This is a genomic window from Arthrobacter sp. Z5-13 (assembly GCF_056499105.1).
Genome location: NZ_CP096460.1, coordinates 3,428,582 through 3,442,649, shown reverse-complemented (window position 1 = coordinate 3,442,649; position 14,068 = coordinate 3,428,582). Strand labels below are relative to the sequence as shown.

General features: G+C 59.7%; 13 protein-coding genes. 8 read left to right on the top strand and 5 right to left on the bottom strand.

Features of this window, described 5'->3' with window-relative positions; translation table 11 throughout:
* Nucleotides 1–10: 10 nt before the first annotated feature.
* Together M1E02_RS16035 and M1E02_RS16030 are read left to right on the top strand one after the other, a co-directional pair.
* Nucleotides 11–1,300, top strand: coding sequence for a sensor histidine kinase (locus M1E02_RS16035; RefSeq protein WP_479375206.1), 1,290 nt, complete (start codon nt 11–13; stop codon nt 1,298–1,300).
* Nucleotides 1,297–1,941 carry a response regulator transcription factor gene (locus M1E02_RS16030; protein WP_479375205.1) on the top strand — a complete coding sequence of 215 codons (645 nt, stop codon included), beginning with the start codon at nt 1,297–1,299 and terminating at the stop codon, nt 1,939–1,941. The genes M1E02_RS16035 and M1E02_RS16030 overlap by 4 nt, the downstream gene beginning before the upstream one ends.
* Before the next feature lie 52 nt (nt 1,942–1,993).
* On the opposite strand, the gene M1E02_RS16025 is transcribed toward M1E02_RS16030, so the two are convergent.
* The 3 genes from M1E02_RS16025 to M1E02_RS16015 form a co-directional block, all read right to left on the bottom strand.
* Nucleotides 1,994–2,371 carry a hypothetical protein gene (locus M1E02_RS16025; RefSeq protein ID WP_479375204.1) on the bottom strand — a complete coding sequence of 126 codons (378 nt, stop codon included), beginning with the start codon at nt 2,369–2,371 and terminating at the stop codon, nt 1,994–1,996.
* 489 nt (nt 2,372–2,860) lie between these two features.
* A complete protein-coding gene (locus M1E02_RS16020) occupies nt 2,861–4,120 on the bottom strand; it encodes an MFS transporter (protein WP_479375203.1) in 1,260 nt (419 codons plus the stop codon).
* Nucleotides 4,117–4,578: a MarR family winged helix-turn-helix transcriptional regulator gene (locus tag M1E02_RS16015; RefSeq protein ID WP_479375202.1), complete on the bottom strand. Its 462-nt coding sequence runs from the start codon at nt 4,576–4,578 to the stop codon at nt 4,117–4,119. Before M1E02_RS16015 ends, M1E02_RS16020 begins: the two co-directional genes overlap by 4 nt.
* A 278-nt stretch (nt 4,579–4,856) precedes the next feature.
* Here M1E02_RS16015 and M1E02_RS16010 point away from each other — a divergent pair, with 278 nt between their 5' ends.
* The 3 genes from M1E02_RS16010 (at nt 4,857) to M1E02_RS16000 (ending at nt 7,696) form a co-directional block, all read left to right on the top strand.
* Entirely contained in the window at nt 4,857–5,189 is a 333-nt protein-coding gene (locus M1E02_RS16010; RefSeq protein WP_479375201.1) for a hypothetical protein, read from the top strand.
* Nucleotides 5,190–5,638: 449 nt separating this feature from the next.
* Nucleotides 5,639–7,000 carry a GmrSD restriction endonuclease domain-containing protein gene (locus tag M1E02_RS16005; RefSeq protein WP_479375200.1) on the top strand — a complete coding sequence of 454 codons (1,362 nt, stop codon included), beginning with the start codon at nt 5,639–5,641 and terminating at the stop codon, nt 6,998–7,000.
* 45 nt (nt 7,001–7,045) lie between these two features.
* Complete coding sequence (locus M1E02_RS16000) at nt 7,046–7,696, top strand: excalibur calcium-binding domain-containing protein (RefSeq protein ID WP_479375199.1); 651 nt, start codon at nt 7,046–7,048, stop codon at nt 7,694–7,696.
* A gap of 147 nt (nt 7,697–7,843) precedes the next feature.
* Here M1E02_RS16000 and M1E02_RS15995 read toward each other — a convergent pair whose 3' ends face one another.
* The gene (locus M1E02_RS15995) at nt 7,844–8,314 is read right to left on the bottom strand and encodes a hypothetical protein (RefSeq protein ID WP_479375198.1); all 471 of its coding nucleotides are present in this window, start codon (nt 8,312–8,314) and stop codon (nt 7,844–7,846) included.
* Nucleotides 8,315–8,867: 553 nt separating this feature from the next.
* Here M1E02_RS15995 and M1E02_RS15990 point away from each other — a divergent pair.
* Nucleotides 8,868–9,872, top strand: a complete 1,005-nt coding sequence (locus M1E02_RS15990; protein WP_479375197.1) for a DNA cytosine methyltransferase — start codon at nt 8,868–8,870, stop codon at nt 9,870–9,872.
* Between the two features lie 189 nt (nt 9,873–10,061).
* Here the strand turns inward: M1E02_RS15990 and M1E02_RS15985 are convergent, their stop codons facing one another.
* Nucleotides 10,062–10,994, bottom strand: a complete 933-nt coding sequence (locus M1E02_RS15985; protein WP_479375196.1) for a NaeI family type II restriction endonuclease — start codon at nt 10,992–10,994, stop codon at nt 10,062–10,064.
* 592 nt (nt 10,995–11,586) lie between these two features.
* Here M1E02_RS15985 and M1E02_RS15980 point away from each other — a divergent pair.
* Entirely contained in the window at nt 11,587–13,161 is a 1,575-nt protein-coding gene (locus M1E02_RS15980) for a hypothetical protein (RefSeq protein WP_479375195.1), read from the top strand.
* A 121-nt stretch (nt 13,162–13,282) separates the two neighbouring features.
* Nucleotides 13,283–14,050, top strand: coding sequence for a hypothetical protein (locus M1E02_RS15975; protein ID WP_479375194.1), 768 nt, complete (start codon nt 13,283–13,285; stop codon nt 14,048–14,050).
* Nucleotides 14,051–14,068 lie beyond the last annotated feature (18 nt).

Below are 14,068 nucleotides of genomic sequence, written 5' to 3'. Positions count from 1 at the left end.
AATGGCACCTGTGAGCTTCCCTCGACGCGGCCAGCTGTTCACCAACGCCTTGCCCTCCCGATTTCGGCGGATGCTTCGCCATGCCACCCATCTGGTCATCGGAGGAGTCGTCGCAATTCCGATCGCCGCTGTGCTGGCCTGGGCCGTGGATGTGCTGCTCGTTTCTGGAAGGGACTGGTTCAGTTCCGCCTCGGCCCTGGCTATCGCAACCGCCGCCGTCTTTGTGCCGCCACTGCTTCAGGTCACCCAAGCGATGCAGCGGATCGCCGCCGTCGAACTTCTTGGTGCTCGAATCGCAGCCTCGGCCAGCACCGCCTGGCCCTCCCGGATCAGGGGAGCCGTCTGGTATTTCTACTCCACGGTGGGCGGGCTGCTCTTCGTCGCTGGTCTGCTGTTTTCCCTCCCTACGCTGATCAGCACGCCGCTGCTGGTCGCGTCGGGACGGCGGGACACGGTTGACGCGTTGCTGGCACAGCTTGCCCCGGGAGTGCCTGAGGCAACGTCGCTGCCTTGGCTCCTTGGCCTCTGCGCCGCAGTTCTGCTGGGTTCACTGGTGCTGGGCGCCGGCTTGAAGCCGGCCGCTGAGGCCTTGCTCGGACCCACCCAGCGCGAGCTCCGGCTGGAAGCGGAGAGCCGAAGCCACGAGCTCGCCCGCCAAAATGCACTCGCCCGGGAACTCCACGATTCAATAGGCCATGCGCTCACAGTAACCACGCTTCAGGCCGGTGCGGCGCGTCGGCTGCTGGCAGCGGATCCGGAGGCCGCAGATGTGGCGATGGCCGCCGTCGAACTCGCAGGACGCTCCTCGCTCGCCGAACTCGACGAGGTACTTCGGATCCTGCGCTCGCCATCAGGCGATGGGCAGGACCAACAAGCGGTCCTGCTGAGCCAGGGCCGCTCCCTGGAGTCCTTGGGACAGCTTCTGGAACAGAGCCGGTCGGCCGGCCTGGAGGTGTCAGCCTCAGTTCCGGAAAGTACGACGGCGGTGCCTCCGGCCGTTTCGCGCGCAGCATTCCGGATTATCCAGGAAGGCCTGACGAACGCCATGAAGTACGCAGAGGATTTACGCTGTTCCGTGCAGCTTGAAGTTCAGGGGAACCGCAGCGCAGGGAGCCTGTACATCGCCGTCGCCAACAGTACGCAGGTCCGGGGCGGACGAATCCGCACTGGAGGCCGGGGTCTTGGCGGCCTGAAGGAACGCGCCCTTATGCTGGGTGGAACGCTGGAAGCGCGGGAGACGGGCGGGCGATGGCTCCTCGAAGCAGGCCTGCCCTGGGGGAATGAAGGGACGCCGCTGTGATCCGCTTGGCAATTGTGGACGACGAACCATTGGTGCGCTCCGGTCTGGAAGCGATTCTGCGCGGCGAAGACGATCTGGAAGTGGTCGGCGAGGCAGGCGATGGGGCTGATGTGCCTGCTCTCGTCAGAAGCCTGCGGCCTGATGTCGTTTTGATGGATGTCCGCATGCCCCTCATCGACGGGCTTCAGGCCACCCGCACACTGCTGGCCGCAGCGGATGGCGCGCCGAAGGTGATCGTCCTGACGACGTTCGGCAGCGATGACTACGTCTACGAGGCATTGCGAAGTGGTGCTGCGGGATTCCTGCTCAAGCGCTCCCCGCCCGAGGAGATCATCCAAGCCATCCGCACCGTGGCCGCGGGGGAAAGCATCATTTACCCGGATGCCATCCGCCAACTGGCTGGCAGTTACGGGACAGCTCACAGGAGTCAGACGCTGGCGAGGCTTAGTGCCCGGGAAGCTGAGGTATTAGAACACTTGGCGGCGGGATTGAACAACGCCGAAATCGCCGCCGGCATGTTCCTCAGCAGCGAGACGGTCAAGTCACATGTTGCCTCACTGCTGGCCAAACTCGACGTCAGGGACCGCACCCAGGCCGTGATCCTGGCCTATGAGACGGGCTTCATCAGGATCCGGGGTTAGGAACGCACCACGGTCAGTGCGGGTACGGGGCCGGGCGGAGTGGCGCCGGTTATCAGACAGCTGTTTCGGATGGCCCCTGATAGAAGCGTCCAAAACGCTGCAGATACAGGTACATGCTGATGAAGGTGATCAGACCCAGTACGGGCCCTGCCCAGATGGCGACCGGCGTACCGTGAATGAGGACGGCACCCGCTCCAAATAAGCTGCCGACTATTCCAATTCCTGGGCTGGCGGTGGCGAGTTTGCCCTGGATGTTACGGCCGATTTGCCGGTATTGGATGCCCTGCAAGATGGCGAACACAACAAAGGCAATCCCCATGACTAGGGGCCACGGCCAGTCGGCCATTGCTACTACGCTCAAGGTCAGTCCGTACATAGCGGCCAAAAGCAACCAGTAGTTCCGTACTTTTATGGCGATATTTGTTTTCATCAGCAACCTCGGTTGAAGTCTATAAAGGATCCGGCAACTGCCATTTTTGCAGAGCGTCCAAGCTAGGGTGCCTCCCGAATGCCGTACTCCGTCGCCCACGCCGGGCGAGGAAGGCGTTCGGCCCGGCTGCGCCAACAGCCGGGCCACACACGTTCTCTGTAGGTTCAGTTCCCTAATTTTTCTCGGGTTTGTTCCTTAGCCGAAACCACGGTTTAGGCGGCATGAAAAACCAGAAGAGTGAGATCACGGCAAGCATGAACAGCCCGAAAAGTGACGGCTCTGGTATTGCTCCACCGGTTGCCCAGAACAGGAGCCACTGAGCAGACCACAACCCTCCGATGAAGGCGACATATACGTACGCTCTGCCCGCAAAAGTGCGAGGCGTCATGTACGGCTGGTTCTGAGCATCGTCTTCTCCATCTCTTGATTACCTGCAAGCATCGTTCCAAGTTGATGCGTCGCCCAACTGGGGTGCCGCCGTCGTCGATCCTAAACGGCGGGCTGGCTGTTCCGGTTGAACGCGATCCGCAGGGCGTCCCGGAAGGTGAGCTGGTTCCTCCGGCTGACCACGATCACGGCAGCCACGCCTGCCAGCAGGACGATGATGCCACCGGCGGCCACCGACCAGCGGGCACCGAATTCGCTGCCGATCCATCCCATCAGCGGCGCCCCCAGGGCAGTCCCGCCCTGAAGCACGGCCAGGTACAGGGCCAGCACGCGCCCCCTGAACTGCGGCTCCACCGAGAGTTGGATGCTGGTGTTGCAGCTGTTCAGGAAGGTGATGGACGCCAGGCCCACAGGGATCAGGATGACGGCGTAGAGCCAGAACGACGGCGACACGCTGGCAACCAGCGTGAAGAACCCCAGCCCCAGCGCCCCGCCGAGCAGGAACCGCAGCCGCGGTCCGGCCCTGCGCGCGGCGAAGAGCGCACCGGCCAGGGTGCCGACGGCCATGATGGAGCCCAGAAGCCCGAACTCCCCAGCTCCCACTCCGAACTCGGTGGTAGACATGAGCGCATTGGTGATGGGGAAGTTCATGCCGAACGCTCCAAGCAGGCCCACCAGGACGAGGATCAGCATCAGATCCGGACGGCGGCGAACGTAGGCCACGCCCTCGGCAACCTGGTGCTTGCCACGGACCGCGGGGGAGCTAGGTGCCAGTTCCGAGGTGCGGATCCGGAACAGCGAGATGATGACGGCGGCGAAGCTGGCCGCGTTGAGGAGGAACACGGGTCCTGTGCCGACCCAGGCAATGAGCACACCGGCGATGGCAGGACCGGTGAGCCTGGCGGTGTTGAAGGAAGCTGAATTGAGGGCCACAGCGTTGGCAATATTGTCCTGCCCCACGAGTTCGGAGACGAAGGTCTGGCGTGCCGGTGCGTCAATGGCGCTGGCAAGTCCGAGGCAGAGGGCGGCAAGGTAGGCGTGCCAGAGCTGGGCAGTGCCGGTGACCACCAGGAGTCCGATGGCCAGGCCGCAGAGGCCCATGGCCAGCTGGGTCCACAGCAGGATGGTGCGCTTGCGGTAGCGGTCGGCCAGCACGCCGCCGTATGGGCCGAGCAGCAGCATGGGAAGGAACTGAAGGCCCGTGGTGATGCCGACGGCGACGCCCGAGTGGTTGGTAAGGACTGTCAGGACCAGCCAGTCCTGGGCCACCCGTTGCATCCAGGTGCCGACGTTGGAGACCAGTGCCCCGCTGGCCCAGATGCGGTAGTTGGGGTTTTCCAGGGCGCGAAACATGGCGCTCATTTGCCGGCCATCTCCTGCATGATGTGGGCGGCGCGGCTGAGGATTTCGCGGTCTTCCTCGCTGAGTCCGGCGACGCGCTGGGCCAGCCAGGCTGTGCGCTGTTCCCTGGCCTCTTCCAAGACAGCCTTTCCGGCCTGGGTGATTCCCACTTGAACCTGGCGGCCATCGTTGGGGTGGGCTGTTCTGGTGACGAAGCCGTGCTCTGTCAGGGCGTTGACGATCCGGGTCATGGACGGCGCCTGTACGTGCTCGCGGTCGGCCAAAGTGCGGAGGGTTTGCGGGCCATTGGCGTTCAGCTGGGCGAGGACCGTGTATTGGCCGGGGGTGATAACGTCGCCCGTTGCCTCGACCCGGAGTCGGCGGGAGGTGCGCATAACGGCTGTCCGAAGGTCGATGGCAAGGATGTCCGGCTTGATGCTGTCCCTGGGCTCCGCGTTCGACGTTTCGGTGGCGCTCATGATCCTGCTGCTCCTTCTGCCGGAAATACTTAGCAGTGCTAATTAGCCACGCTAACCATTATGCCCCTGGTCCGGGCCGGCTGCAAGTGGCGGGCAGGTGCCGGTTAGCTCAGTGACTTACGTCCGTTCCGTGACTGGCTGCGGCCGCTTCCTGATCTGATGAGGTCCACAGAGCTGTTAGGATCGGCGAGATTACTACTTGACGAGGGACGTAAATGAGCAATTTGGGTGACTATTAAAAGGTTGTAGAGCTCGCCAAGAAAGTCGGTGGGCCTAGAATGCTGGCGACCGTCGTTGCCAGCGGAGGGTTTGTTATCGGTGGCGTGGTGGCCGTTGCGGGCACACTGGGTTTGGGCAAAATCACGAAAAGTGCGAAGAGGAAGAAAAGCGCTACTTCCGACACCACGGGAGAACTCTTTGACGTTACTTCAGACGGCGAAGAGAATGGTGGACTCACACTGCGGGCTGGCGATAAGTATCGCATTCTGGCTCAGGATGGAGATTCGGTCCTGATCGAGGTGCTCAACAACACCAACAATCCGCACTTCGTGTCCCGCGGTTTCCTCCAGTCTGTTTCAGACTTCAAGAACATTTCTGACGCGGACGGCTAGTAGGCAGCGAATCCCGCCGGACGCCCAGGCTGTGTAATTTCATCCCCGAAAATAGCCCGGCTTGTCCACCTGACTGCTGCGGAGGGGTGTGACCCACGACTCTTTGATGGACGTTCCAGTATCCGGCAAGCCGGATTGGTGTGCCGTCCCAGAACGCCTCGTGCGGTGACGGTGGATATAAAAGCAGTCAGGCGCGGTTCTTAGTCCACCTCCTTATTGGACCTAGGAACAAATTCGAGATTCATATCTCGATTTCCGGTCCTGCGTCGTATTTATGCTCAATTGCGACGTGCCTTGATCAAGAACCGCTCAAGACTTATGAAACTTTCCAAGGATATTCGCAGTTTCAGGTCCCCCGGATGTTCGAAGAAATAGGATCGGCTTCGGCGCAATTATCGAATGAAAAAAGGTCCGGCTAATTTCCGCGCCTTTGTTAGTGGGGGAAATAAATGCCGAACTATGAGCCGCTCCTGGGGCCAGCACCTTCTGCTGAAACAAAGCCGCCCCGCACCCCACGCGCTTCCACTTTCATCGTCGGAGGCATTACTGGCCTCTTCATGATTCTTGGGGCGTTCAGTGGCGGCCTTGGAGGCGCCTTGGTCTTCCTTGGCATCTCGGCCGCTTTGACCGGTCTCTATGTCCTGGCCACCGGACGCCGTTCCTGGGCGTGGCTGCCGGAGAAGCGGAAGGCGGGGGCCATCGCCTTGGCCGTGTCCTTTGCTCTGTTTGTCGCCGGCGCGGTCGCCTTGCCACGAACGACTGCGGGGGACCTTGAGGCCGCCTCCTCCGAGAGAAATGCTTCACCAGCCACCGCGATAGCCGCCGCAAGTGCCAAAGCCGCCCCGACGCCGTCGTCCGCTCCAACTGCCCAGGCAACAGGCGCACCGCTTGATCCTGATACCCCGTACCTCTTGGCGCAGGGCGTCACCGTAACGGCTCCGAAGACGCAGCCGGCCTTCGCCACCAAAGCCATGGACCTTCTGGCCACCCTTCCCATCAAAGGCCGGGCACCGAAAACGGGATATGACCGCGCGCTTTTCGGACAGGCGTGGGCAGACGTCGACCGTAACGGCTGCGATACCCGGAATGACATGCTCAAACGCGACCTAACCGGCATCAGGTACACAAACAGCGTCCCCTGCAAGGTGCAGTCCGGCATTCTGGCTGACCCCTACACGGGAACCGGTATCAACTTCTTGCGCGGGGCCGCGACCAGTAGCGCCGTCCAGATCGACCACGTTGTTGCCCTCAGCGACGCCTGGCAGAAGGGCGCACAGCAGCTGACCATGGAACAGCGGACGGCCTTCGCCAATGACCCACTGAACCTGCAGTCGACAGACGGTCCCACCAACATGAAAAAGGGCAACGGCGACGCGGCCACCTGGCTGCCACCGAATAAGGGTTTCCGGTGCGAATACGTTGCCCGGCAGATTTCGGTGAAGGCAACCTACAGCCTTTGGATTACCCAGGCGGAGCACGACGCAATGGCGAGGATTCTCGCCGATTGCAGCGGTCAGCTCGCACCAACAAATCAGCAGGCTCCAGCTGCGCCTGCGCCAGCTCCTGAACCTGCACCAGCGGTGGCAGCTGCCCCGGTAGCTCCTGCTCCGGCTCCTGTGGCACCCGCCCCCGCACCTGTAGCTCCCGTTCCCGCTCCGGCGCCGGCACCGGCTCCTGCCGCGCCGGCTGCCGTCTACTACGCCAACTGCACGGCGGCCAAGGCAGCAGGTGCCGCGCCCATCTATGCCGGGCAGGCCGGTTACCGAGCCGCGCTGGACCGCGACTCCGACGGCGTAGCCTGCGAGACCTAAACCGATTCCATCACTCCACAGTTTCAAATTTTCCAAGGGGGAAAAATGATAAATAGTTCAATTGCTCCAGCCCGCCCTGAGCGTCGTTGGCAGCCGTCTGTGAAACCCGCGCTGGCCCTTGTTTTGCTAGCGGGCCTAATGCTGACTGGATGCAGTGGCAAGCAGGCGGCAGGAGCTGCAACCGCTGTTGCAGCGGCTGAGGATGCTGTCTCTGTTCCAAGCGTGATGAGCCTGACGCTAGACAAGGCCACGGATCAACTGAAAGATCTCGGGCTCAAGGTCGAGGCTGTGGATACCGCCGACGGCAAGTCGATCCTTGTAAAGAAGAACTGGCAGGTGACGTCCCAGGACCCCACGGAAGGAACGTCCGTGGCGAAGGGGTCTACCGTGAAACTCGGCGTCAAGCACCTCACGGATCCCACTCCGACGCCGACGCCCACTCCTGCACCGGTTGTGCCTGCTGAGGTAGTCGCCCCGGTGGTTCCGGTTGCGCCGCCGGCTCCGGTAGCGCCGGCTCCGGTGGCCCCGGCTCCCGTGGCGCCTCAAGCTCCGGTGGCTCCACCGGCCCCGGCTGCCGTCCAATACGCCAACTGCACGGCGGCCCGTGAAGCAGGAGCCGCACCGATTTACGCGGGTACTCCAGGCTATGGGAAACATCTTGACCGGGACGGAGACGGTATCGGCTGCGACAAGTAGCCAACGCCTCCCAGATAAAAGCTCTGCCATGGATGCCACCCAGCTTTGGAAGGCATCCGCGGCAGACGGCTTTAAGGAGAAAGCTGTCCCCTGGTGGCTGAGGACGGTGGGACGGCTCCCCTGGTGGTTGTCCACTGTTCGTGTGGTTTAGTTCATCGCCGCACCTGGCGGCATGGCCTCCAAACCACGCACCTTCTTGCATATTTCGACGACTCGGGAATGCAGGGAAGCCCGGAGCACCATGAGCTCAATCTGGTAGTTATCAGGATCACGGGCGGATTCGCTCAGATGGCGGTTGCACGCCACGAGCATCCCGGAGAGTATCGGGCTCGCATGGGAACGAGGGGGAAGGCTGTTCCTGGCTGTACGGATCTGCTCACGCACCTCCAGCATACTGACACTGATGCGCTTGAAGTCGTCTGACTCTGCACCACCGCGCGCCCGCCTGGCGGTGATGGGTCGAAGGGCGCGTCTGTGGTGCAGATCGTGAAACAGATTGGTCAGCACTTGCTTTTCTGTGCGCCGTTGTTGGAGCAGAAAAGTGCCGTAAGCAATACCAACAGTCAGGACTGATCCGATGACGGCTACAAGGGTGTCAGGCCAGAACGTCTCCCACATGGTGAAAGTATGCACCGTCAGGCTAGATTGCGTCACGACAGGCCGCGCTGATTTTATCGTGCCTCTAAACTGCCCTCACCGAGTGGAAACCATTGAACCGAGTAGGACCTTACCGCTAGGCCGCACAGTCACGAGCTGATTCCCCAGGTGCTACAAACACCACAGCTTCCGGGGACGAATAGGGCGGTGCCGACCTCGTCGTTTCGTCGTGGAACTCGTCAATAACTGGGCGGCAGAGGCGGGGTAAAGGTTGAAGGTCCCACCACTCCAAGTGACTAGGAAATGCCAGCGCTTCTTGCGAGATCTGTCATAGTCGGCACCCTCTCACAGAGGATTGACGATGCTAGATGCCCATGGATGGCTGTTCTGCGTTGACGCTTGCCCGGTAATAAATGGCAATCGCTTCAAACGTGGAGACAAAGAATTTGCCCATCTTGATGGAAGGCGCGGCGGTTGTATCGACTCCACGTGAATGTCAGAGGCTGCTGGCATCATGAGACACACTAACTCCAAGAGCCAAGACCAGACCCGTCGAAATGAGATGATGAAAAACATGACTACCTCCAAACTTGCTGTGCTCGAAATCTGCGCCGGAGCTGGGGGACAGTCAGTTGGCTTGGAGCAAGCCGGATTTGGGCACTCTTTGGCCGTCGAAATTGATAAAGATGCGGCGGCCACGCTTACGCTCAACCGCCCTTCGTGGAGAGTTCACCATGGCGACGTCCGTGAGGTTAGCGGCAAGGATTATAAGGGCATAGATTTGCTCGCTGGGGGAGTGCCCTGCCCGCCGTTTAGTATCGCCGGCAAACAGCTGGGCGCTGACGATGAGCGGGACCTCTTTCCTGAAGCCCTGCGGCTGGTGGAAGAAGCTAAGCCATCGGCCGTGATGCTGGAAAATGTTAGAGGGCTGGCCTCGGCACGATTCTCCACCTATAGGCAATCAATCCTCGATGCGCTCGGCAACCTTGGGTACGAAGCGGACTGGCAGCTGTTCTACTCCAGCGAGTTCGGCGTTCCTCAACTGCGACCTAGGTTCATTCTTGTCGCAGTAAAAAAGCGATTCAACAAGAAGTTTGAGTGGCCCGCTGCACACGGCACGCCACCAACGGTAGGAAAAGTTCTGCTTCCCTTGATGAAGAGCGGTGGTTGGGCCGGCGCTGAGGCTTGGGCCTCCAGGGCCAACGGTGTAGCTCCGACTGTTGTCGGCGGATCTAAGAAGCACGGCGGCGCTGATCTTGGCCCGACGCGAGCTAAGGCGGCATGGCTCCAATTAGGCGTCGACGGCAAAGGCATCGCCAACGAAGTCCCAGGGCCGGAGACTCCGCTGGATCACGTTCCTCGCTTGACCAACGAGATGGTTGCCAGGGTCCAGGGGTTCCCGTTGGACTGGCAGTTCTCGGGGAAGAAGACGTCGGTCTACCGGCAAATTGGTAATGCCTTCCCACCTCCTGTCGCGGCGGCGATCGGTACTTCTATAGCCACGGCGCTGGGCGTCAAGGCTCCGGTCAACAAGCAATTCGAAGAGTCAGTAGAGCGCCACCTGCGCGCGGCTAGCTAGCTGCGGCCTTGCGCCGTTGGTGAGCTCTTGAGGGTCTTGTAGGGCCGATTGCGGCCAAGGTGGGCACAGATTTCCATCCTGGTTGACGGATCGTCGAGAAGACTTTGTACTCTAAAGGCTCGGGGGCGTTTCTGTTCAGCTCCGAGAGCTCCAGTCTGTCTGTCTTTGGCAGCGACAGAAGATCAACGCTCATTGTGCCAGGACTTTTGGTGCCGGCCCTGTGTGCGGCTGTTCTCCATCGATGCTTGTCCAGTATCGACCTTCCAACTCGACTGAATTGGCCACGGCGAAGTCGACGGGGCCAACCCTGACACTGACTACCTCCCCCGGTTCAGGCACGGTGCAACCAAGTGACCGAGCAATGGCCGTTTGCGCCGAATAATCACCACCAAGAATGAGGTAGCCTTCTGATCGCAGCACGCTGCGTGCCCCACCGTTCTCGCGAACCCGTTTCATAAAATCGTCCTGCTGCGCGACGGTCGCGATGATATTGCGAGAAATTCTCCAGTTCGTGGCTACACGGAAGAGCTCGTTAACCCTGGCTTGACCGCTTCTTGGGGCGAAGATTTTGTCGACGTCGTTTTGAGGGAGCTGCAGCAAGATGTTCGGTTGCATGGGGTGGTCTCGGAAAAGCCAGCGGATACGAGATTTCCCGAGGGCGTTCAGGCTGCCCTTCTGGTCCCGGTTCATACCCACGTTGCGGTTTTCTGGAGTGGCACGGACGAGACCGATGCTCCACCTGGCTGTTTTATCGTTGGCGACGGATCCAAGCACTAAGTGATTAATGCTCTCTGGAGGCAACATCCACGCTGCGGTGGCTGAGTACTTGCAATCAACTTCGAACCCAGCAATGCGGTAATCGAGGATAATGCCGTCATCGAACTCAAATTCTCGCTGGAGATTGATCTCGATGAGAGTCCCGTAGTGGGTCTTCTCTGTTTTGAACAGTTGATCCCACCGGTACCGGCCGGTTCGCTGTCCGTCATAGAGCTGGTCAAAGGTTGCGCGGAACACCTTGGCCATTCGGCCGCCATCGGGGTCCATGGCTAGGAGCGTCGCGGCGACTGCTTCTAGTTCAAGATCATCAGGGATGGACGGCTTGTCCAGCTCAAAGGGCAACATGCCCTCACCCTATTGCACGGTCGCTCCGTCCAAGAATTTGATCTCTGACTGGTCGTCTCAAGTGAACAACACGACCAGGTCTAATGTCCTGCTTGCCCGGATGCATGCATTTCGGACGCCAGATTGTCAGGGGTGCCAGCTAGAGTTGCCACATGCAGGGGACAAGGTCACTTTGAGAACCAACAGCAGCTACGAAGAGTGGCAATCCAGATTGTCGGAGGAATTCTTTCGGCCGAATCACGTGAAGTCGCCTATCATAATGTTCCTCGATGACGAGGAACTGAGCCGGATGTTACCTGACGCCGCCGACGCCACGGAGTCACTTCGCTCAGCTGTGATGTCGGAGCTAAGGCAAACGGACAAAATAGGTGTACTGGACTGGATCCGTCACCGGATCGATTCTTGGATAACAGGCCCACAGCAGGATCCGCCCCCGTGTCTGCCGTTGCTTGCTTTGACGGTGGTTGCTGGCTCGAGGATGCGGAATGACGGCGAGTTTTCTTCGACGGCGTACTATCCTCGGCTGGCGGACCTAATGTCATGCGAGCCAAACGATTTGCGGGTTAGGGGAGTTCGAAAGCACTTTGACGAAGTGGCCAACATGTGGCAACAGCTGCATTCGTGGATAGCCGATCACCAGGACAGGCTCGGACCTAGCACTATCAATACCCACCGATTTTTCAATCTGATCGGTTACCCACTCTCTCAGACTGTGTTGAAAACCTCCGACAGGGAGAGACTGGCTGATTTCTTTGAACGCATCCACCTAGACAGGCGATCCGCTCCGTCATCGGATGAGATATTGCGGCTTCTTCGTTACTGGCTGGACCGCCCTCGAGGCCTCTCCAAAGCGTTCTTGCGTCTTGTGGAACAGGACTCATCCAATCCTCTACTGACAGATGTGCTTCTGAAGCTCGCATCCGAAGAACGGTCAACGATTTCTAAGGCCAGAAACAGGATTCGCCTCTCGCTCCGTCTCTGTATCGATTTGGAGGAATGGACTGTTGGATGGGTAATCCCCTTACACAAGGACCTCGAAGCCGATGAAATGACGCCGGACAATGGTCCGGTTATATCAATTGCTCGTCCAACTTATGGTTCCACATATGAGCTGCGCGGAGGCGCCTTAGCCCAAGTCGCTGGGTTTATAGACAGACCCTTCCGTGCGGTTGGAAAACGGGCTGTGCTGACCAAGGATGTCCAAGATGCCTGGATTCTTGGCATCGAACCTAAATCGGGCAAATGGCAGTCGGTGGACTCGATGGAGCCCGGGCTCGAGCATCTGTTGATGGTCAGAGCGTCCGAGTCTGCGGCAACTATCGAATTGCTGAACCAGAGCACTGAGCCCGGATACCGCAGGTTGCGGAATCAGCTGATCCCTGGCTGGGTTCTGTTCGCCGACGTGTTCGTATCAAACCAGACCGAACCGAAATTCACGTCTGGGGATAGTTATACGCATGTATTCAAAGTCGACGTCGGTCCGTCGCCTCGGCTCGTCAACGGACTTCCGTTGAGGACTAGTGTTGGTGGACGTCACTATCTGCAGGGCGGAGAGCCGGATCTCTTGATACCGCCCGGTGGTTCTGAACGGTACGTGCATGTGGAACTAGATGGTGTGCAGCAAGAGCCTCCACTGAAGGCGAACGGCGCAGCGATACCACTTCGATACCTAGGCCCAATGAGCGAGGGGAAGCATGAAGTAAGAGTGGATGGCCTCACGCTGAATTTCTTCGTCCAAAAAGCCGGCACCGACGCCTTTCTGGAAGCGAGTTTGGACTCACCTTTACAGGACCTCACCGATCCCTTGTCTGACGATTCTGGACCGACCTATATCGCCTGCCGTCGGGGCAAGGACGCGACGATATGGTTGATCACGTCCTGGGGTCGCGTCCGCCAGCACCGTGAACCGCCTCTCCCAAGCGGCCTTCCGGCATCGTTCAACTGGAAGGTCTCCGTTCCCAACGATGCCACGTGGGCCGTCACCGAGCGCAACGGACAATTGTCTCAACCGCAATGTATGCGGGACGAGCGAGGCGAGTTTGGTCCCCTCGACCAAATTTCACTGAATTTCTGGCGCCGCATCACTCCGGTGACGATCACAAGTCCCGATCATCAATGGCGTGAATATCTGGCACAGTTCATAGGGATGGGTATCCATGGACGGTGACCTTTTTCTTAACTGGCTTAGCGCCCGTCGATACGGGACATTACCGGACGCGACCCGGACTGCAGCCTCGCTTATGTCCGGGGTTTCGGACATACGAGGAGCCCGCCTGTACCTTCGACGTTTGGAAGACCTTGGCCACATCGACCTGTCGTGGAGCAAGAACACCTGGCAAATTCGTCCTCGGATACTAACCCATTTGCCTGGCTCCTCAGCATTCGCGCTCATTCTGGGGGAACGACCTGTCGGATTCGACGAGCAGGTAGATTCCGAGTTAGCTCTTCACGTTCTGCGGCCCTTGACGATGGAAAATGATAACTTCACTGATCCAGCCACCCTTCTTCTTGAATATGACACTGAAGGCGAGCTCCGCGACATGGCCGAGGCAATTGAGGCAGCCTTCGTTTCTTGCGCCGCCGTTTCGGTCGCCCGCAGTCTCACACCCATTAGAGCAGCCACGATTTCTAGTGGCCCCAACAGATTGGGCTCGCCCGTGCAGATGTTCACGACTTCGGAGGGCTTCACCGACGTCGATTTCCCACATCGGGATGGATTGTACAGACAGCTAGCGAACGGACGATTCAATTACTGGATTTTGGATGCGGATACTTGGGCTGCCACCAGCCACGATGAAGGTATCTGCCTGATCAATGGAATGCGGCGGTCGGATCTTCTGGAGTTCCGCGTGAAGGACGATGACGGCGAACCGGTAGGTACCTTGTTAGTGGATGAGGTCCTGCCTTTGCCTGCGCCTCACCGCAGAGCTCTCACGTTGTGCAGTGGTATGGTCCCGCTGACCAGACGAACGAGTGTGCGGACCTACCGTAACGTTCCGCTCTCCGTGGCCCACCTAGTGGCAAAGTCATTGCACCAACAACTTCGGACAACCTGATGATCCCATTCACAGTAG